This window comes from Modestobacter sp. SYSU DS0904 (assembly GCF_054051115.1).
Window position 1 is genome coordinate 159,940 of record NZ_JBJHAQ010000002.1, and the last position, 18,025, is coordinate 177,964.

Sequence of the window (18,025 nt, forward strand, 5' to 3'; positions counted from 1 at the left end):
CTCAGATGGAGCGGGTCTCCCCGGCCCGGTCCGCATAGGCGGCGACCGTGTCCCCGGCCAGCGCCAGGTCGACCCGGCGGCGCATGTCCCGCACCGCCGCCACGTCGTCCTCGGCCCCCTGCTCGGGCAGCTGGGCCACGGCGTTGTCCGCCGCCCGGGCGATCTCCGCGCGCTGGTCGTCGTCCCGGCACGACACGGCGACGTCGCGCAGCATCTGCAGCAGCGAGGTCAGCACCGACGGCTCGGTCCCGCCGTAGCGGCGCAGCTGGCCGCCGCACAGCTCCAGGTAGTAGCGCAGGTCCCGGTCGGGGACGACCGCCCGGCCGACGCCGTCCGCGTCCCGGTGCACGCTCGGGCCGAGGTGGCACCCGACGACCCGGGACAGCAGGTCGCCCATGTGGCCCAGCGCCGTCGCCGCGGTGACCGGGTCGTTGACGGCGGGGGAGATCGCCTTGACCGCGATGTCCGCCAGCTGGCGGAACCCGAACCCGGCGTCCTGGTCCAGGGTGCGCTCGTATCCCAGCTCGATCGCGGCCAGCACCTCGTCGGCGAGCGTCCCGGGCACGGTGCCGCCGGCGCGGATCCAGACGGTCGCCACCGGGGTCCGCCGCACCACGTGGTCGCCGGGGCGGGTCTCGACCCGGACCACCGCGTCGTGCTCCCGGGCCGCCGCGACCAGCCGGTCCACGTCGACGGTGCGCACGTACCCGCTGGCCGTGGCGGCGATCAGCTGCCCGGTGGCGTGGTCCAGGTGCAGCTGATCCGGGTCGTCGAGCGGCTCGTCGTAGTCGGGGTAGAACTCCGCGATCGCCGTCCTGGTCTCGTCGTGCACCTTCAGCATCAGGGTGTCCACCCGCAGCAGCCGGGTCATGTGCGAGATGAAGGTCAGCCCGGCGGCGAAGGCGGCGATCCCCAGCAGCAGTGCGACCAGCGCGCTGACCACCGGCACCGGTGAGGAGCTGTTCAGCTGGCGGATCGCCACGAGGCTGTAGACGAACGCCGCGGTGAGCACCGAGAGCACGGCCTTGGAGATCCGGTCGCGGGTGACCTCGCGGAGCAGGCGGGGGGAGAACTGCTGGCTGGCCAGCTGCAGGGCCACCACGGTGAGGCTGAACGTCAGGGTCGTGATGGTGACCACCGCGGTGGTCACCACCTGGAACAGCGTGGCGACGGCGTCCTGGTCGCCCGGCCACAGCCGGGTGAGCCAGCCGCCGGTCGGGCGGATCATGGTGAGCCCGAACGCCGCCCCCGCGGCGGCCACCCCGGTCACGGTCGGCCACAGCCAGAGCGGGGACCGGGAGCTCTCCGCGCTGCGGCCGCCGTTCACGGCCGGCTCCCGGCGCGGCGGGCGACCGCGATGGCGTAGTCGAAGCGCCGGCCGTCGCGCTCCACCGGCAGCACCAGGTGCTCGACGGCGACGGCCTCGGGAAGACGGCGCAGCCGCTCGGCGAGCTCGGACACCGGGTCGCTCGCCCAGACGGCCAGCACCCCACCGGGCCGCAGGGCGCCCAGCGCGCGGGTGAGCCCGGGCGCCTCGTACAGGCCGGCGTTCCTCTGGTGCACCAGGAAGGCCGGGCCGTTGTCGACGTCGAGCAGCACCGCGTCGTACGTCCCCGGGTGGTCGGCCAGGTGCGCGGCGACGTCGGCGGTGTGCAGCCGCAGCCGGGGGTCGGCGGTCAGGGCGTCGGCGGGCAGCGCGGGGAGCAGCCCGTCGCCGGCCCAGCCGACCAGCGCCGGCTGCAGCTCGGCGACGTCGACCAGCGTCACCCGCGGGTCGGCCAGCGCGGTGGCCGCCGTCCAGCCCAGCCCGAGGCCGCCGACCAGCACCCGCAGCTCGGTGCCGGCGCAGCGGGCCAGCGCCTCGGTGGCCAGGGCCCGCTCGGTGGAGGTGTCGACGTCGTCCATCGCGAAGACGCCGTCCACGATCAGCTCCAGGTGCCCGGTGCCGTCCTCGGCGGTGCGCCGGCGCAGCACCACCTCGCCCTGCGGGCCGCTCACCCGGCCCAGTTCCCGCACGTCCGCGTCGATCACGGGGCCGAGTGTGCGACAGGGCGGAACCGCAGGTGCTGCCCGGGTCGGAGCTGGGCGCAGCGGTCGACGTCGGCGTCGGTGACGTAGCCGATCACCGGGTAGCCGCCGGTCACCGGGGCGTCGGCGAGGAAGAGCACCGGCCGGCCCGACGGCGGCACCTGCAGCGCGCCGCGCAGCATCCCCTCGCTGGGCAGCTCGCCGGCCCGCAGCCGGGTCAGGGGAGCGCCGTCCAGCCGGAGCCCGATCCGGTTGCTCTCGCTGGTCACCGCCCAGGACTGCGCGGTGAGCGCGGCCCAGCCGGGGTCGCCGAACCAGTCGGCCCGCGGCCCGGGCAGCACGGTGACCGGCACCTCGCCGTCCGGGGGGTCGGGCACCGGCGCCAGGTCGACGCCGGGCGGGGGCAGCGGTGTGCGGCCGACCGGCAGCACGTCGCCGGCGGCCAGTGGCGCGGGGCCGAGGCCGGAGAGCAGGTCGGTGGCCCGCGAGCCCAGCACCGGGGCGACGTCGATCCCGCCCCGGACGGCGAGGTAGGTGCGCAGCCCGCTCACCGGGTGACCCAGCCGCAGCTCGGTGCCGGTGCGCAGCAGGGTCGGTGCGGCGTGCGGTGCTCCGGGACAGCGGGCGCCGGTGGTGACCACCAACAGGTCGGCGTCGGCCCGGACGGCGAGCCCGCCGGCGGTCACCTCCAGCACCGCCGCGTCCCGCGGGTTGCCGACGAGCCGGTTGGCCAGCCGGGCGGACGTGCGGTCGCAGGCGCCCGAGCGGCCGACGCCGAGCGCCGCCTGCCCGGGCCGGCCCTCGTCCTGCACGGTGGTGAGCGGTCCGGTCGCCAGCACGGTGAGCGCGCGGGTCATGGCGCGCTCACGAATCGCACCCGGGTGCCCGGCCGGAGCAGTGCGGCCGGCTCCCGGTCGGGGTCGAAGACGGCGACGTCGGTGCGGCCGATCAGCTGCCACCCGCCCGGCGACTCGCGCGGGTAGACACCGCTGAACTCCCCGGCCAGCGCCACCGAGCCCGGGGGCACCCGGGTGCGCGGGGCGGCCCGGCGCGGCACGTCCCAGGTCGCCCCCGGCTGGACCAGGTAGCCGAAGCCCGGGGCGAAGCCGCAGAACGCCACGGTCCAGTCCGCGGCGGTGTGCCGGGCCACCAGGACCTCGGGGGAGGTGCCGAGCAGCTCGGCGCACCCGGCCAGGTCGGTGCCGTCGTAGTGCACCGGCAGCTCGACGACCTCCCCGGCGGCGTGCGCGTCCCGCCGCGGGCTCGTGGTCCGGACCGCCTCGGCGACCGCGGCCAGGGTGGTCACCGCCGGGTCGGTGACCAGCAGCACCGTGCGGGCGGCCGGGACGACGTCCACCACGCCCGGCGGCGGGTCGGCGCGGAGCGCGGCGTACAGGGCGAGGACGTCGTCGAGGGTGGCGACCTCGGCGAGCAGGCCGGTGCTGCCGCTGGGGAGCAGGCGCATCAGCGGGCGAACGCGGACAGCTCGACGCCGGCCGCGGTGAGCGCGGCGCGGACCGAGCGGGCGATCTCCACCGCGCCGGGGGTGTCGCCGTGCACGCAGATCGAGCCGGGGCGCAGGGTGAGCGCGCCGCCGTCGACGTCCCGGATCGGCTCGCCGGTGGCCATCGCCACGCACCGGGCGGCGATCTCGGCCGGGTCGTGCAGCACCGCGCCGGGCAGCCGGCGGGAGACCAGCGCGCCCGCCGGGGTGTACGCACGGTCGGCGAACGCCTCGGGCACCACGGTCAGGCCGGCCTCGGCCGCCAGCCGCAGCCACGCCGAGCCGGGCAGGCCCAGCACCGGCAGCGTCCGGTCGTGCGCGACGACGGCGGCGACCACCGCGGCGGCCTGCTCCTCGTGGTGCACGATCGCGTTGTAGAGCGCGCCGTGCGGCTTGACGTAGCGCACCCGGTCGCCGGCGATCCGGGCGAAGCCCTCCAGCGCGCCGATCTGGTAGACGACGTCGGCGGTGAGCGCCTCGGGCTCGACGTCGATGAACCGCCGGCCGAAGCCGGCCAGGTCCCGGTAGCCGACCTGGGCGCCGATCGCCACGCCGCTGCGCACCGCGCTTACGCACACCCGCTGCATGATCAGCGGGTCACCGGCGTGGAAGCCGCAGGCGACGTTCGCGCTGGTGACGATGCCGAGCAGCGCGTCGTCGTCGCCCAGCGTCCACTGGCCGAAGCCCTCACCGAGGTCGGAGTTGAGGTCCACGGGGCGAGCCTGCCGCACGCGGTGCCGGCGTGCGGAGCCGGTCAGCGCTGCGCGGCGCGGAAGCAGGCGGCGACCTGCTCCTCCCGTGCGGCCTCCTCCACGCTGCTCATCTCCGGGCGCTCGGCCTCGCCCATGCTCAGGCCGGCGCCCTCGAGCTCGACGGTGAAGCCGAGCTGCTCCAGGCACGGGGCGGCGGCCGCATAGTCCACGGGTCCGGACGGGCGGGCCGGCCACGCGGGGTGCTGACCGGCCGGCATCGGGAAGACGGGCGGCCCGCCGTCGGCCAGCCGCACCTGGCCGGCGCTCCAGACGATGGGCGTGCGCACCACGTCGAGGGGCACGCCGTCGACGACCGGCAGCGGGTCGAAGTCGCGGACCAGCTCCCCGTCCGGCGCCCGGTCCAGGCTGGGGGAGTACTCGGCCGCCACGCCGGGTTCGGCGAGCACGACCAGGGGACCGGTCTCCGCGGAGACGTCCATCAGCGCCAGCCGGTCCTGGCCGGCGAACTGCATCGAGCCGACCTGGAGTGTCATCTCCTCGGCGGCGGCCCCGCGCGGCCCGGTGAACCACGCCCAGTACCACTGCCAGCCGGACCGGCCGATCACGACGGCCCACCGGTGCCCGCCGGGGACGTCGGCGGCGTAGACCACTCGCCGCGTGCTCGCGTCCAGCTCGGGCTCGCTCCAGTCGGACACCGCGAACTCCGCCGTGGGCGGGTAGGTCCAGTCGAGCGCGGCGACAGCGGCCAGGAAGTCCTCGTCGTCGGCGAGCGAGCCGCGCACCGGCACCTCGTACAGGTCCGGCGGTGGCAGTTCGGGGACGGGGCTCCGGGCCGGCCGCGTGGCGACGGGGGCCTCGGCCGTCGTCGTGCCCGTCACCGAGACCCCCGTGGCCAGCGCGACGACCGCCAGCCCGCCGGCGACCCATGCGGCGGCCCGGCGGCGGCGGGACCGGACCAGGTCGAGCGCCCGCGTCGCGGTGCTCACCCCGTCCGGCGGCTCGGCCCGGGCGGCGAGCTCCGCCAGCCGGGCGGCGACCGCCTGCTCGACCGGGGCGGTCACGCCGGCCGCCGGTAGATCGCGTCCGGGTCGTCGTCGTCGACCGGGCGGACCGCCGGCCTCGGCACCCGGACCGGCTCCGGTGCGGGCTCGGGCGTGGGCCGGGGCGCGGGCAGGGCACCGGTGGGGCGGTAGATGGCGTCGGGGTCGGGGTCGGGCTCCGCCGCCGGCGGGCTGGTCGCCGGGGCGACCGGTTCCGGTCGTGCCGGGGTGTCCGGCTCGGTGGTGAGCAGCGGGGCGAGGGCGCCCAGCGCCGCGGTGAGCTCCTCGGCGACGTCGGTGGGGGAGCAGCCGAGCAGTGCGGCGACGGCGGCCTCGTCCAGCCGCTCGTGCAGGCGGAGCACCACCACCGCGCGGGGGTGTGGCGCCAGGTCGGCGAGCGCCCGCAGCCAGACGCGGTCGGCCTCGGGGAGGTCGTCTTCCCCGCCGGCCGGGACCACCACCGGGTCGGCCGGCCCCGGCTGCTCCAGGGCGGCGCGGACCAGCGACGCCCGGGTGTGCGCCAGCGCCTCCGCCGGGCCGGGGAGCCGGTGCCATCGGTGGCGGGTGCCGGCCAGCGCCCGGACGAGCAGGTCCCCGGCCGCCCGGCGGTCGCCGGTGAGCAGCAGGGCGGTGCCGAGGAGCCGGTCCTCGGCGTCGGTCGCGAACGCCGTGAATCCCGCGTCCCGCTGGCCCATCCGCCGCCCCCCTTCCGGTCGTCCTCGGCACGGTATCGGGCCGTACGGAGCTCCGGAGGCGATCGGGCACACTGTCGCCCTGATGACCGCCCCTGAGCCGGCCCCGTTCGCGACGCTCGTCGCGCGGTTGCGGGCGGCCGGGTGCGTGTACGCCGAGGACGAGGCGGCGCTGCTGGTCGAGGCCGCGGACGGGAGCGGGCACCTGGAGCAGCTGGTGACCCGGCGGGAGGCCGGCGAGCCGCTGGAGCAGGTGCTGGGCTGGGCCGGGTTCTGCGGTCTGCGGGTGGCCGTGGTGCCGGGGGTGTTCGTCCCGCGCCGGCGCACCGAGTTCCTGGCGGCCGAGGCGGTGGCCCGGGCCGGGCGGGGCAGCGCCGTCGTCGACCTGTGCTGCGGCACCGGCGCGGTCGGGCTGGCGGTGGCGGTCGCCGTCGGCGGGGTGCGGCTGTACGCCGCCGACCTCGACCCCGCGGCGGTCGCGTGCGCCCGCCGGAACCTGGCACCGCTCGGCGCATGGGTGGGGGAGGGTGACCTGTTCGACGCCCTGCCGTGGTCGCTGCGCGGCCAGGTCGACGTGCTGGTGGTCAACGCCCCCTACGTGCCCACCGACGCGGTGGCGCTGATGCCGCGGGAGGCGCGGGACCACGAGGCGCCGCTCGCCCTGGACGGCGGACCGGACGGGGTGGCCGTGCACCGGCGGGTCGCGGCCGGCGCCGCCGGGTGGCTGTCGCTGGGCGGAACGCTGCTGATCGAGACCAGCGAGGAGCAGGCGGCAACGACCGCGGCGGCGGTGGTGGCGGGCGGCCTGCGGCCCACGGTGCGGCACGACGAGGACCTCGACGCGACCGTCGTCGTCGGGACCCGCCCCTGACCCGCCGACGGCCCCCACCCGGTGGGGTGGGGGCCGTCGGCAGGGGGCAGCAGGGGGTTGGCTCAGCTGGGCTGGACGCCGAAGGCGGTGGCCAGCTTCTCGATCTTGCGGGCCCGGCCCAGCCGGGGCAGGTCGCTGCCGTCGCGGATGACCTGACCGCGGGCGTCGAAGTCGGCCAGGAAGTCCTTGGCCCAGGCGACGTCGGACGGCGTCGGGCTGATGACCTCGTTGATCACCGGCAGCTGGTCCATCTGCAGGCAGAGCTTGCCGGTGAGGCCCAGGGAGACCGTGGTCGCCGACTGCTCGCGCAGGATCGGGTGGCTGGTGCTCACCGTGGGGCCGTCGATGGGGCCGGGCAGGCCGCCCACCCGGCTGGCCACGACCAGGCGCGAGCGGGGGTAGGCCATCGCCAGGTCGTCGGCGCTGGTGCCGGTGTCGCGGCGGTAGTCGCCGCTGCCGAAGGCCAGCCGGAAGGCGCCGCGGGCACGGGCGATGTTCACCGCCTCCTCGATGCCCAGCGCGGACTCGACCAGCGCGAGCACCGGGGTGTTGCCGCCGAGCCGGTCGAAGGTCTCGGTGACGTGCTCGGCCGCCTCGGTCTTGGCGAGCATGACGCCGTTCAGGCCGGGCAGGCCGGCCAGCCCGGCGACGTCGTCGGCCCAGAACGGGGTGGAGTGGTCGTTGATCCGCACCCACGCGCGCTTCTCACCACCGGAGAGCCACTCGACGACGTCGGCGCGCGCTTCCGGCTTCCGGGCCGGGTCGACCGCGTCCTCGATGTCGAGGACGATCTGGTCGGCGCGGGAGTCGTGCGCCTCGTCGAACAGCTCCTTGCGAGCGCCGTTGACGAGCAGCCACGACCGGGCGATCTCTGGGTCGACGTTCCTGCCTCTGTGCACCGGACCATTCTGGGGGTCCGGCCGGGCGCCGGTCCGCCGGGGGTCCGCACGGGGCTCGCCGGCTCGGTGCCGGGCTCGGTGCGGCGGGCGGGTCAGGCGGCGCGGGCGGCGAGCCGGTCGAGCAGGCCGACGTGCCAGTCGACGTCGACCCGCCGGCCGATGGTGCCGCGGGGGCGGACCAGGTCGAACCGGACCAGCCCCGACCCGCCGCCCGGCAGCCGGCCGTCGGCCCACAGCAGCGCCAGGTGCGAGCGGGGCGCGGTGGCCTCCTCGGGGTCGCCGAGTGCCAGTTGCGTCTGCAGCACGGGGCGCTGCCGGTAGAACGCGCGCAGTCCCTGGGTGTCGGCGGCCGGGAGTTCGCCGTCGTCGGAGTGCCACACCCGCAGCACGTCGGTGGGGGTGTGCAGGATCAGCCCGCTCATCGGCAGCCCGAGGTTGTCGGTGCCCAGGTCGAGCAGGTCGAGCTGGCCGCTCAGCGGACCGTCGTCCAGGTGCGCGCCGAAGGGCCGCAGCCGCTCCATCGCCTCCCGGCGGACCAGCTGGTGGTCCAGGTGCCGGTCGGCCGAGGGCTGCCACCCGTGCTCGGCGTGGATGCGCCGGCTGACCGTGATGCCGGCGGAGAGCGCCTCCTGGACCGCGATCAGGAGCGGGCGCAGCCGGGCGACCACGGTGTGCGGCCGGCTGTCGTCCTCGGGCGAACTGGCCGGTGCCGGTGCCGGTGCCGGTGCGGTGGCGTCGGGGGAGGTCTCCACACCCCGAGTCTGCCGTCGGGGGGTGACAGGACCGAGGATCACCGCCGTGAGCGCCCCCGCCGAGTCGTCGTCCCGTCCGGTCACCGTCGTCACCGGGGGAGGGCGCGGCATCGGTGCCGCGGTCGTCGCCCGGCTGGTGCGCGACGGGCACGACGTCGCCGTCGGGTACCGGGCCGACCCGCGCAGCGCCGAGCAGGTGGTCGCCGGTGCACGCTCGGCCGGGGCGCGGGCGGTCGCCGTCCGGGCCGATGTGAGCGACCCGGACGACGTGGACGCGCTGTTCGCCGCGGCGGCCGACGAGCTGGGTCCGGTCACCGGGGTGGTCGCCAATGCCGGGGTGACCGCGCACCTCGGCGACCTGGCCGACACCCCGGTGGACGTCGTCCGGCAGGTCCTGGACGTCAACCTGCTCGGTGTCGTGCTCTGCGCCCGGCGTGCCGCCCAGGTCATGTCCCGGCGGCGGGGCGGGCCGGGTGGCGCGATGGTCGCCGTCTCGTCCAGTGCGGCGACCCTCGGGTCGCCGCACGAGTACGTGCACTACGCCGCGGCGAAGGCCGGGGGGGACGCGCTGGTCGTCGGCTGGCGAAGGAGCTGGCGGACGACGGCGTGCGGGTCAACGCGGTCGCGCCCGGGCTGGTGGAGACCGGCATCCACGCCGGTGCGGGCGATCCCGGCCGGCCCGCACGGGTGGTCGGCCGGGTGCCGCTCGGGCGGGCCGGCCGGCCCGACGAGATCGCCCCGGCGGTCGCCTGGCTGCTCTCGCCGGAGGCGTCCTACTGCACCGGTGCGGTGCTGCGGGTGGCCGGCGGGCTGTAGGTCCGCGGGCAGCGGAGCTGCCCTCGGACAGAACTGTCGTACCCCGTACGTATGTTCGAGTCGTGCCGGAGACGCCGTCCCACCCCCACTCGGGTGACCTGTGCATCGACCTGGTGTGGGAGCCCACCCTGGTCGCTCCGCGGGTGCCGGTGTCGTGGCTGCCGGAGGAGGAGCTGGCCGCGGAGCTGCAGCGGGTGCAGCAGCGTCGGGCTGTCGAGGCCGCGTACGAGGCGGAGCTGATCCTGGCCCTGGCTGCCGATCGTCCCGCGTCAGCGGATCCGCCGCCCGACTCTCGCGGTGCGCGGCGGGCGGGGTGGACCGCACAGCCGGCCGAGGGGGAGGTGAGTGAGTTCTTCACCGCCGAGCTGGCCACCGTGCTCAACGTCGGCCGCGGGACGGCGGCGATCCGGTTGACCCGCGCTGTGGTGTGGCGGGACAAGCTGCCCGCCACCTTCGCCGCCCTGAAAGCCGGAGACCTCGACGAGCGGCGGGCCCAGGAGCTGGCCGATGCGGTGAAGAACACCAGCGCCGACGTCGCCGGCCGCGTCGAGGACGCCCTGCTCGGGGAGGCGACCGACCTGTCGGTGACCAAGGTCGGGAAGCGGGCGGCGGAGCTCGTGCTGCGCTTCGACGCCGCCGCCGCCGACGAAGCTCGGGCGGAGGCGGAGAAGGCCGCCGACGTACACCTCTACCCGTCCCCGGCGGACGGGCGGGCGGTGCTGGCCGTGGACCTGCCCGCCGATGAGGCCGCGGAGTGCCATGACCTGCTCGACCAGCTCGCCCGGATGCTCAAGGCCGACGGCGACGACCGGCCCATCGGCTACCTGCGCACGCTGGTGCACTCGGCGTTGATCCGCCGCCCCGCCGACAACGGGCTGCCTCTGGTGGCCGCCAACCTGACGATCACCGCCGCACTGGAGGCCTTGGAGGGCGGGGCCACGCCGGGTGAGGTGAACGGGCTGCCGATCACCGCCGCGCACCTGCGCGACCTGCTCGCCCGGGTCGGGGCCCTGGGCCTCACCGCGCCGGACGGCGGATCACTGACGTTCGCCATCACCGGCCCGGACGGGGAACTGCTGGCCACCGTCACCCTCGCCGAGCTGGCGCGGCTGGCCAAGCGCGGCTGTGCCGAGCACCCCGACGAGACGTGCGGATGCGCGGTGCTGGGGTCGCCGCCGGCGACCGAGCGCTACGAGCCCACCGCGCGACAGCGTGCCTTCGTCACCACCCGCGACCGGCGCTGCCGGTTCCCCAACTGCGGTCAACGCGTGGGCTGGGCCGACCTCGACCACGTCATCCCGCATTCCTGCGGCGGTGCGACCGACTGCGCCAATCTCTGCTGCCTGTGCCGGTCGCATCACCGGCTCAAGACCCATGCCCCCGGCTGGCGATTCGAGATGGACCCCGACGGCACCCTGCACGTGACCACCCCGTCCGGGGTCACCCGCACCACCCGACCACCCGGCCTCCGTCCAGCCGGCGGACCCGAACCACTCGAGGCCCGACCACCTGACGGCCCCGAACCGGCCTGCGGACCCGAACCACCACCTGCCGACACCGCCGCCGACCCGCCACCGTTCTGACGCGGCGGGGTAGCTGGTCGGCGGGTGCTGGTCAGCGGGCGGTCCGACCGTCCAGTCGGTGTGACTGGCGTGGCGGGAGTGGTGGTTCGGCGATCCGTGGTGCGCTCGAGTCCCGGCACGGTCTGCTCGTGCCGATAAGGGCAGTGTGATCCGTCAGGATGTCCCGCAGGGCTCGCCGCGGAGCCCGCAGTGGTTCGACCCCGAGCACCAGGCCGACATCCTCGCGGCGTTCGATCATCACCTGGCCTCGGGGCTGCACGAGCGCACTCCCTTCTGTCCGCGCCCCGAGCGCGTGCTGGAACTGGGTCAGCTCGCTGCCGCCAGCGCACTCCCTGCCCGCGCCGCTCTCCTCCGGTGGGGCGCCCTGCCCGCGTCGGTGCGCAGCCACCTGCTCACCGGTTGGTACGGCGCCCGCGTCGCTCGCCGCTCCGCCGCCTGACCGATCCGCCGCCTGACCGATCCGCCGCCCGGGGCCATCGGCGCCGCCGTCGCCGCGGATCTGCTCGGCAGGCTCAGCCCTGTTCGGTCGGCGTGAACCGGGCGAGCGCGTCCACCGCCGGGCAGGTGTAGTACGCGCCGGTCAGCGGGGTGAGGAAGCCGGTCAGCCCGTCCCGCACGCCGTCGGTCGCCCCGGCCATCCGGCGCAGCATCTCGTGCAGCCGCCAGCGGTCGCGAGCGAACCCGACGAACGCCGTCCCGTGGTCGGTGACCCCGCCGTAGGCGACGTTGCGGCGGAAGATCTGCTGCTCCGCACCGTCCACCTCGAGGCTCGTGCGGGCGACGTGCGCGCTGGACAGCATCTCGTCGGCGGGCAGCTCCACGCTGTCGGCCTTGGTGCGGCCCATGGTCATCTCCTGGCCGTACGTGCCCAGCGACTCCCAGGCCGCACTGTCGTGCCGCCACAGCTGGTAGAGCACGGTGCTCGCCCCGGCGCCGGGCTCCCCGGCCGGGACGGCGGCGACCTCCGCGGCGGTGAGCAGCGTGGGGTTCTCGGTGCCGTCGATGAACCCGGTGAGGTCGCGGTCGTGCTGGTAGAGCCAGCCGGTGACCTCCCCGGCCACCGTCGCGATGCCCGTCAGCGCGGCGAGCACCGCACGGGCGTTGTCGAACACCGCCGTCCGGTCGCCGCCGGCCACCCACACCCAGGCGTCGTGCTGGGTCGCCGGCATCCGATAGCGCCCGGCCCCCACGATCGGCTCGTCGAACCCCGCGGCGTCGGCCGGTGCATCGGCCGGGGCGACAGCGGCCCACAGCTCGGGCCGGAAGCCGACGACCACGTTCACGCCGCCGGTCGTGGAGAGCGGACCGGTCGACCCGGCCACCCCGCGGACCAGGTCCTCCGCGGGGCAGCCGGGCTCCAGGTCGAGCTCGAGGTAGCAGTACTCGGGGGTGCCGAGCGCGAAGATGCCGGGCTGGGTGGTCACGCGAGGCACCTCCTCGAGCGCGTCAGTCGGTCGGCGGCTCGTCCTTGCCGGCCTCCTCGAGCGCGTCGGCCTCCTCCTTGGTCTTGTGCACGGCCTTGTCGGCGTGCTCCGGCGGCCCGTAGACGGTGTAGAGCACCAGCGGGTTGACCCCGTCGTTGATGAAGTTGTGCTTCTTGCCGGCCGGCACGACGACCAGGTCACCCTGGGCGACCTTCTTCTCCTGGCCGCCGACCTTCGCCTTCGCGGTGCCGCTGACGAAGGTCAGGATCTGGTCGACGTCGTGCACCTCCTCGCCGATCTCCCCGCCCGGCGGGATCGTCATGATCACCAGCTGGGTGTGCTCGCCGGTCCACAGCACGCGGCGGAAGTCGGCACTCTGCTCGGCGACGGTGGCGATGGTGAAGTGCTCCATGGGCGCCGTTCCTCCCTGTCCCTCGATCTGCTGGCCGGCGCGCGCCGGCCTCGATGATCAGTCAAGAGCAGGTCGCCCGACGGCGCGATCCGAAGCACCCGTCCCCGAGCACGCCGTGCCGGAGCCGCCCGTCCCGGAGCCCCGTTCGAGAGGTTCAGGTCACGGCGCCGCCCGGGGGTCACGGAGGAGGCGAGGGCGTCGACGGCGGCTGCCCCGTCCGGGGGATCCAGCGCCGGTGGAGGTGGACCCGGGACCTCCGGCTCTGTGCGACCGGTGGCCCGTAGGCCAGGCTGGGGGCGAGCAGCCCGGTCATCGATGACCGGGCACGGGAAGCACGGGCACGGATCAGGAGGACGCGGTGACGGAGCAGGGCGGCACGAGGGACGCGCTCGCGGCAGAGGTCGACGAGGCGATGGCCGAGGCAGCGGGAGAGGCCGTGCCCGGGGCGGTCGGCGGTGGGGTCGTCGTCGGTCACGACGGCTCCGGGTGCGCCCAGGAGGCGCTGCTGTGGGCGGCCGGCCTGGCCGAGCGGGCCGGGTGGCCGCTGCACGTCGTCCGCGCCTGGCGGATCGCCACCGCACCCCAGCCGGCCAGCTGGTCGCCGGGCTACGTCCCGCCGATGAGCGACTACGAGAAGGCCGTCCAGGCCGACCTGGAGGCCGACGTCGTCTCGGCGCTCGGCCAGGAGCGTGCCGCGGGCGTCACCTGCCACGTCGCGCACACCGCCCCGGTGAAGGCGCTCATCGCCGCCGCCGGGCAGGCCGACGTGCTGGTGGTGGGCGCCCGCGGCCGCGGTGGCTTCGCCGGCCTGCTGCTGGGCTCGACCAGCGACCAGGTCACCCGGCACGCCCCCTGCCCGGTCACCGTGGTCCGGAGCGACAGCAAGAACTGAGCAGCTCACCCCGGCGGCGCGCGGTCGGGCCCCTGGGTGTCCACTGACGGGGTGCCCGCCCCCGACCGCGTCCCGCCGTCCTTCCTGCAGGCCCACACCCGGGTCGAGCGGCCCACCCTGGTGCCCGAGGTGCAGCTGCACGTCGCCGACGACGTGGTCGCCCTGTGGGAGGCGATGGAGACCGAGGCCGGCGGGGCCGGCCAGGACCCACCGTTCTGGGCCGCGGCCTGGCCGGGCGGCCAGGCGCTGGCCCGGCACGTGCTCGACCGCCCGGAGCTCGTGGCCGGCAAGCGGGTGCTGGACCTCGGCGCCGGGAGCGGGCTGGTCGCCGTGGCGGCGCTGCAGGCCGGCGCCGCGCACGTCGTGGCCAGCGACGTCGACCCGTACTCGCACACCGCGATCGCGCTGAACGCCGAGCTCAACGGGGTGACCGGGATCGAGGTGGTGGGCGACGTGCTGGACGACGACGGGCCCGACGTGGACGTCGTCCTGGCCGGCGACGTCTGCTACGACCGCGACATGACCGCCCGGGTGCTGCCGTACCTGGGCGCCCACTGGCTGCGCGGGGCCACCGTGCTGCTCGGGGACCCCGGACGCGCCTACGTGCCGCGCGAGGGGCTGCTGGCGGCCGCCGTCCACGACGTCCCGGACGCCGACGGTGGCGAGGTCCGCCGGACGACGGTCTGGCGCCTGCCCTGACCCCGCCCGGCCCGCGCCCCGTCACGCACCTCATGGGACCGATGGGGCCTGCGGGACGGATCACACGGCGCTGACCAGGGGCCTCGCCGCAGAAGCCGACGAACTGGCCGCCGAGCATTGTCACGAGGTCGTAACGAGCTCTACCGTGGTCGAGTCCGGCCGGACGTCACGTCCCCATCCGGGGAGCCCGCGCCGGGTGCCGCCGAGTCGCTCTCCGCAGCGATCCGGGGACCCACCGCAGCACTGGGGTGAATCCCGCCCGGGCACGCGCCCGGCCGGGTAGGGCGTCTTCCCGCCCGAATCCGTCAGCTAACCCGGTAGGCGGCCACGGAAGAGCCCGGGAGCCCCCTCCTTCATGTCCCCCCGCACCACCCTGCACGACCACGCCGGCCCCGACCTCCCCGCCGACGGCGACCTGCCCACCGCGGTCCTCCCCGTCGGCGGCGAGGAGACCCCCCGCCGGTCCCGCCGCCTGGCGCCCCCGGCCGGCCTGCGTCGTCCGGCGATGTACCTGGCCGCCGCCGCGGTCGGTGCGGTCGTGGTCAACGTCGTCGTGAGCGGGCAGACCGACGCCCAGGCCACCGCGGCGCCCGAGCCGATGAGCATCGCCACCCAGCTCGGCCTCACCGCCCAGCACGCCGGCACCGTCGTCGCCGAGGGTGAGGTCGGCAACCGGCTGGGCGAGCTGGTGGCCGACCGCAGCCAGCGCCAGGAGGCCGAGGCGGCCGCCCAGCAGGCGCAGGCCGCCGCCGACCAGGCGGCGCGTGACGCGATCGCCGCCGAGGAGGCCCGGCTCGCCGAGGAGGCCCGCAAGGCCGAGGAGGCCCGGCTCGCCGAGGAGGCGCGCCTGGCGGAGGAGGCCCGCCAGGCGGCGGCCGCCCGCAAGGCCGAGCAGGCCGCCGCGGCGGCCCCGCGGGCACCGGCCGCCCCGCGTTCCTCGAGCGGTTCCTCGGGTGGGGGAGCCCCTGCCCCGGCCGCCGCCGCGCCGGCCGGCTCGTTCCAGAGCTACGCGCTGTCCAAGCTCGGCGGCGACTCCGGCCAGTTCTCCTGCCTGGAGAAGCTGTGGGGCAAGGAGAGCGGCTGGAACCCCAACGCGCAGAACCCGCGCAGCACCGCCTACGGCATCCCGCAGTTCCTGGACTCCACCTGGAAGGGCACCGGGATCGCCAAGACCTCCGACGGCTACCGGCAGATCGACGCCGGCCTGATCTACATCGAGAACCGGTACGGCTCGCCGTGCGGCGCCTGGTCGCAGTCGCAGTCCGCCGGCTGGTACTGAGCCGACCCGCGCCGGTGGACCCAGCAGTGACCAGCACGGCAGCGATCCGCACCGCACTGGTCTGCACCGCACCGATCTGCACGCCGGCGATCCGTACCGCACACTGATCGACCCGGCACCGACGAGGAGGGGCCGCCCGCACCGGGCGGCCCCTCCTCGCGTGCCGAACACGCCACCCTGCCCCGATGTCACCCCCATCGGTCAGGATCACCGGGTGGACCACCCAGACCAGGAGGGCTGAACCGTGGGCAAGCACCGGGCACCCGAGCCCGCGGCCTCGGACTTCGACGCCGCGACGGCGGCGTTGGCCGACGTCACCGGCGACTACCTCGTCGACACCGCGCACACCCGCATCGGCGTCCGCGCCCGGCACGCGATGGTGACGACGGTGCGCGGCGCGTTCACCGACTTCGCCGGCACCGCGCACCTCGACACCGGCGACCCGACCGCGAGCACCGTCTCGCTGCGCATCCGCACCGCGAGCATCGACACCGGCGCCCCCGACCGTGACGCGCACCTGCGCTCGGCGGACTTCCTGGCCGTCGAGCAGTTCCCGGAGATGCGCTTCGACTCCACCGCGGTGCGGCAGGTCGACGACGACGTCTACCGGGTCACCGGCGACCTGACCATCAAGGACGTCACCCGCTCCGTCGACATCGACTTCACCCTCACCGGCTCGGCGCTGGACCCCTTCGGCAACACCCGGGTCGGCTTCGAGGGCGCGCTGGCGATCAAGCGCAGCGACTGGGAGCTCACCTGGAACGCCGTCCTGGAGACCGGTGGCGTGCTGGTCAGCGACCGGATCCAGGTGGAGTTCGACGTCTCGGCGATCCGGACCGGCTGACCGGCGCGGTCCCGGCTCCCTCGGCGCCCACCCCTCCGGGAGACGGAAGGCGGTGTGTTCCAGACCACTGCCGCCCGCTACGGTGGCACTGAGTGCCAGCGGCAGGGCCGTGGGCACCGGGGGACGACGGCGTCTCCCGGTCCGAGCAGCAGGGGAGTGCGCAGATGGCGAACGCGTGGTTCGAGACGGTGGCCGAGGCGCAGCGCCGGGCGAAGCGACGGTTGCCGAAGGGCGTCTACGGGGCGCTGGTCGCCGGCTCCGAGCGGGGGCTGACGGTCGACGACAACCTGGCTGCCTTCGCCGAGCTGGGCTTCGCCCCGCACACCGCCGGGCTGGCCAACGGCCGGCAGATGGACACCCACGTCATGGGCCAGGACCTCTCCCTGCCGGTGCTCATCAGCCCGACCGGCGTGCAGGCCGTCCACCCCGACGGGGAGGTCGCGGTCGCGCGCGCGGCGGCGGCCCGCGGCACGGCCATCGGGCTGTCCTCGATGGCGAGCAAGCCGATGGAGGAGGTCATCGCCGCCAACCCGAAGACCTTCTTCCAGCTGTACTGGGTCGGCGACCGCGACCTGATGGCCGCCAAGGTCGAGCGGGCACGACGGGCCGGCGCGGCCGGGCTGATCGCCACGCTGGACTGGTCCTTCTCCTACGGTCGCGACTGGGGCAGCCCGTTCATCCCGGAGCGGATCAACCTGGAGGCGGTGCGGCGGTACGCCCCGCAGGTGGCGCTCAAGCCGAGCTGGCTGTGGGACTTCGCCAAGACCAAGCAGCTGCCCGACCTCACCGTGCCCAACATGGTCGCCAACCCCGGCGACCCGGCGCCCACCTTCTTCGAGGCGTACGGCATGTGGATGCAGTCGCCGATGCCGACCTGGGAGGACGTCGCCTGGCTCCGTGAGCTGTGGGGCGACGACCGGCCGTTCATGCTCAAGGGCGTCATGCGCGTCGACGACGCCAAGCGGGCCGTCGACGCCGGTGTCTCCGCCATCTCGGTCTCCAACCACGGCGGCAACAACCTCGACGGCACCCCGGCCTCCATCCGCGCGCTGCCGGCGATCGCCGAGGCGGTCGGCGACCAGGTCGAGGTGCTGCTGGACGGCGGGATCCGGCGCGGTGGCGACGTCGCCAAGGCGCTCGCCCTGGGCGCCAAGGCCGTGATGATCGGCCGTGCCTACCTGTGGGGCCTGGCGGCCAACGGGCAGGCCGGGGTGGAGAACGTGCTCGACGTGCTCCGCGACGGCCTCGGCTCGGCGATGGTCGGCCTCGGCCGGGACTCGGTCGCCGAGCTCTGCCGGGACGACGTCGTCGTCCCGCCCGGCTTCGAGCGGTACCTCGGCGTCGACCAGGTCGCTGATGCGCCGGTGGAGAGCGTTCCCTCGCAGCACCGGCCCACCCGGGGGTGACCCGGGCCGGCGCCCGGCGATGAGTGCCGGGCGCCGGTGACCTGCCGGCGGCATGACCTACCGACGGCGGGGACCTACCGACGGCGGGGACCTGCCGGCGGCGGTGACCTGCCGGCGGCGATGACTTCCGGGCGGCTCGGCGGTCTGGGTGGGCACGAGACCCACCCGGTC

19 protein-coding genes, 1 pseudogene and 1 riboswitch are annotated in these 18,025 nt (G+C 75.8%); of the genes and pseudogenes, 9 read left to right on the forward strand and 11 right to left on the reverse strand.

Annotated elements, in window-relative coordinates:
* Position 1: 1 nt before the first annotated feature.
* Genes ACI79U_RS01965 through ACI79U_RS01995 form a run of 7 tightly spaced genes read right to left on the reverse strand, consistent with a single transcriptional unit; the run spans position 2 to position 5,980 of the window.
* Complete coding sequence (locus ACI79U_RS01965) at positions 2-1,327, reverse strand: DUF2254 domain-containing protein (RefSeq protein ID WP_457064549.1); 1,326 nt, start codon at positions 1,325-1,327, stop codon at positions 2-4.
* Entirely contained in the window at positions 1,324-2,031 is a 708-nt protein-coding gene (locus ACI79U_RS01970; RefSeq protein WP_457064551.1) for a spermidine synthase, read from the reverse strand. The genes ACI79U_RS01965 and ACI79U_RS01970 overlap by 4 nt, the downstream gene beginning before the upstream one ends.
* The gene (locus ACI79U_RS01975) at positions 2,028-2,885 is read right to left on the reverse strand and encodes a 5-oxoprolinase subunit C family protein (RefSeq protein WP_457064553.1); all 858 of its coding nucleotides are present in this window, start codon (positions 2,883-2,885) and stop codon (positions 2,028-2,030) included. Before ACI79U_RS01975 ends, ACI79U_RS01970 begins: the two co-directional genes overlap by 4 nt.
* Complete coding sequence (locus tag ACI79U_RS01980) at positions 2,882-3,493, reverse strand: 5-oxoprolinase subunit B family protein (protein WP_457064556.1); 612 nt, start codon at positions 3,491-3,493, stop codon at positions 2,882-2,884. The genes ACI79U_RS01975 and ACI79U_RS01980 overlap by 4 nt, the downstream gene beginning before the upstream one ends.
* Positions 3,493-4,245, reverse strand: a complete 753-nt coding sequence (locus ACI79U_RS01985) for a LamB/YcsF family protein (RefSeq protein WP_457064558.1) — start codon at positions 4,243-4,245, stop codon at positions 3,493-3,495. Before ACI79U_RS01985 ends, ACI79U_RS01980 begins: the two co-directional genes overlap by 1 nt.
* A 41-nt stretch (positions 4,246-4,286) precedes the next feature.
* A complete protein-coding gene (locus tag ACI79U_RS01990; RefSeq protein ID WP_457064560.1) occupies positions 4,287-5,306 on the reverse strand; it encodes a hypothetical protein in 1,020 nt (339 codons plus the stop codon).
* The gene (locus ACI79U_RS01995) at positions 5,303-5,980 is read right to left on the reverse strand and encodes a hypothetical protein (protein ID WP_457064562.1); all 678 of its coding nucleotides are present in this window, start codon (positions 5,978-5,980) and stop codon (positions 5,303-5,305) included. Before ACI79U_RS01995 ends, ACI79U_RS01990 begins: the two co-directional genes overlap by 4 nt.
* 82 nt (positions 5,981-6,062) lie before the next feature.
* Between ACI79U_RS01995 and ACI79U_RS02000 the strand changes: the two genes are divergently transcribed.
* On the forward strand, positions 6,063-6,848 hold the full coding sequence (locus tag ACI79U_RS02000) for a putative protein N(5)-glutamine methyltransferase (protein WP_457064564.1): 786 nt from the start codon (positions 6,063-6,065) through the stop codon (positions 6,846-6,848).
* Positions 6,849-6,910: 62 nt separating this feature from the next.
* Here ACI79U_RS02000 and ACI79U_RS02005 read toward each other — a convergent pair whose 3' ends face one another.
* Together ACI79U_RS02005 and ACI79U_RS02010 are read right to left on the reverse strand one after the other, a co-directional pair.
* Positions 6,911-7,747, reverse strand: a complete 837-nt coding sequence (locus ACI79U_RS02005) for an HpcH/HpaI aldolase/citrate lyase family protein (RefSeq protein WP_457064566.1) — start codon at positions 7,745-7,747, stop codon at positions 6,911-6,913.
* Positions 7,748-7,839: 92 nt separating this feature from the next.
* A complete protein-coding gene (locus ACI79U_RS02010) occupies positions 7,840-8,499 on the reverse strand; it encodes a hypothetical protein (RefSeq protein WP_457064568.1) in 660 nt (219 codons plus the stop codon).
* Positions 8,500-8,635: 136 nt separating this feature from the next.
* On the opposite strand from ACI79U_RS02010, the pseudogene ACI79U_RS02015 reads away from it, so the two are divergent.
* The 3 genes and pseudogenes from ACI79U_RS02015 to ACI79U_RS02025 all read left to right on the forward strand — a co-directional run bounded on the left by ACI79U_RS02015 (position 8,636) and on the right by ACI79U_RS02025 (position 11,337).
* A pseudogene (locus tag ACI79U_RS02015) lies at positions 8,636-9,315 on the forward strand (SDR family oxidoreductase).
* A gap of 62 nt (positions 9,316-9,377) precedes the next feature.
* Positions 9,378-10,898: a DUF222 domain-containing protein gene (locus ACI79U_RS02020; RefSeq protein ID WP_457064570.1), complete on the forward strand. Its 1,521-nt coding sequence runs from the start codon at positions 9,378-9,380 to the stop codon at positions 10,896-10,898.
* A 145-nt stretch (positions 10,899-11,043) separates the two neighbouring features.
* Complete coding sequence (locus ACI79U_RS02025; protein WP_457064572.1) at positions 11,044-11,337, forward strand: hypothetical protein; 294 nt, start codon at positions 11,044-11,046, stop codon at positions 11,335-11,337.
* Between the two features lie 73 nt (positions 11,338-11,410).
* Here the strand turns inward: ACI79U_RS02025 and ACI79U_RS02030 are convergent, their stop codons facing one another.
* Entirely contained in the window at positions 11,411-12,322 is a 912-nt protein-coding gene (locus tag ACI79U_RS02030) for a Dyp-type peroxidase (protein WP_457064574.1), read from the reverse strand.
* A 22-nt stretch (positions 12,323-12,344) separates the two neighbouring features.
* Positions 12,345-12,734: a cupin domain-containing protein gene (locus ACI79U_RS02035; protein WP_457064576.1), complete on the reverse strand. Its 390-nt coding sequence runs from the start codon at positions 12,732-12,734 to the stop codon at positions 12,345-12,347.
* A gap of 358 nt (positions 12,735-13,092) precedes the next feature.
* On the opposite strand from ACI79U_RS02035, the gene ACI79U_RS02040 reads away from it, so the two are divergent.
* From ACI79U_RS02040 to mftD, 5 genes are all read left to right on the forward strand, one after another.
* Positions 13,093-13,626, forward strand: a complete 534-nt coding sequence (locus tag ACI79U_RS02040) for a universal stress protein (protein ID WP_457064578.1) — start codon at positions 13,093-13,095, stop codon at positions 13,624-13,626.
* A gap of 51 nt (positions 13,627-13,677) precedes the next feature.
* A complete protein-coding gene (locus ACI79U_RS02045; protein WP_457064580.1) occupies positions 13,678-14,325 on the forward strand; it encodes a class I SAM-dependent methyltransferase in 648 nt (215 codons plus the stop codon).
* Positions 14,326-14,525: 200 nt separating this feature from the next.
* A riboswitch (cyclic di-AMP (ydaO/yuaA leader) is annotated at positions 14,526-14,660 on the forward strand.
* Between the two features lie 20 nt (positions 14,661-14,680).
* Positions 14,681-15,604, forward strand: a complete 924-nt coding sequence (locus tag ACI79U_RS02050) for an aggregation-promoting factor C-terminal-like domain-containing protein (protein ID WP_457064582.1) — start codon at positions 14,681-14,683, stop codon at positions 15,602-15,604.
* A 244-nt stretch (positions 15,605-15,848) separates the two neighbouring features.
* On the forward strand, positions 15,849-16,448 hold the full coding sequence (locus tag ACI79U_RS02055; protein WP_457064584.1) for a YceI family protein: 600 nt from the start codon (positions 15,849-15,851) through the stop codon (positions 16,446-16,448).
* A 164-nt stretch (positions 16,449-16,612) separates the two neighbouring features.
* Positions 16,613-17,854, forward strand: coding sequence for a pre-mycofactocin synthase MftD (gene mftD / locus ACI79U_RS02060; protein WP_457064586.1), 1,242 nt, complete (start codon positions 16,613-16,615; stop codon positions 17,852-17,854).
* The last annotated feature ends 171 nt before the right edge of the window (positions 17,855-18,025 follow it).

Coding starts and splice junctions, on each gene's coding strand:
- mftD (WP_457064586.1), top strand. CDS start 16,613: ATGGCGAACGCGTGGTTCGAGACGGTGGCCGAGGCGCAGCGCCGGGCG.
- ACI79U_RS02050 (WP_457064582.1), top strand. CDS start 14,681: ATGTCCCCCCGCACCACCCTGCACGACCACGCCGGCCCCGACCTCCCC.
- ACI79U_RS02000 (WP_457064564.1), top strand. CDS start 6,063: ATGACCGCCCCTGAGCCGGCCCCGTTCGCGACGCTCGTCGCGCGGTTG.
- ACI79U_RS02035 (WP_457064576.1), bottom strand. CDS start 12,734: ATGGAGCACTTCACCATCGCCACCGTCGCCGAGCAGAGTGCCGACTTC.
- ACI79U_RS01975 (WP_457064553.1), bottom strand. CDS start 2,885: ATGACCCGCGCGCTCACCGTGCTGGCGACCGGACCGCTCACCACCGTG.
- ACI79U_RS01980 (WP_457064556.1), bottom strand. CDS start 3,493: ATGCGCCTGCTCCCCAGCGGCAGCACCGGCCTGCTCGCCGAGGTCGCC.
- ACI79U_RS01995 (WP_457064562.1), bottom strand. CDS start 5,980: ATGGGCCAGCGGGACGCGGGATTCACGGCGTTCGCGACCGACGCCGAG.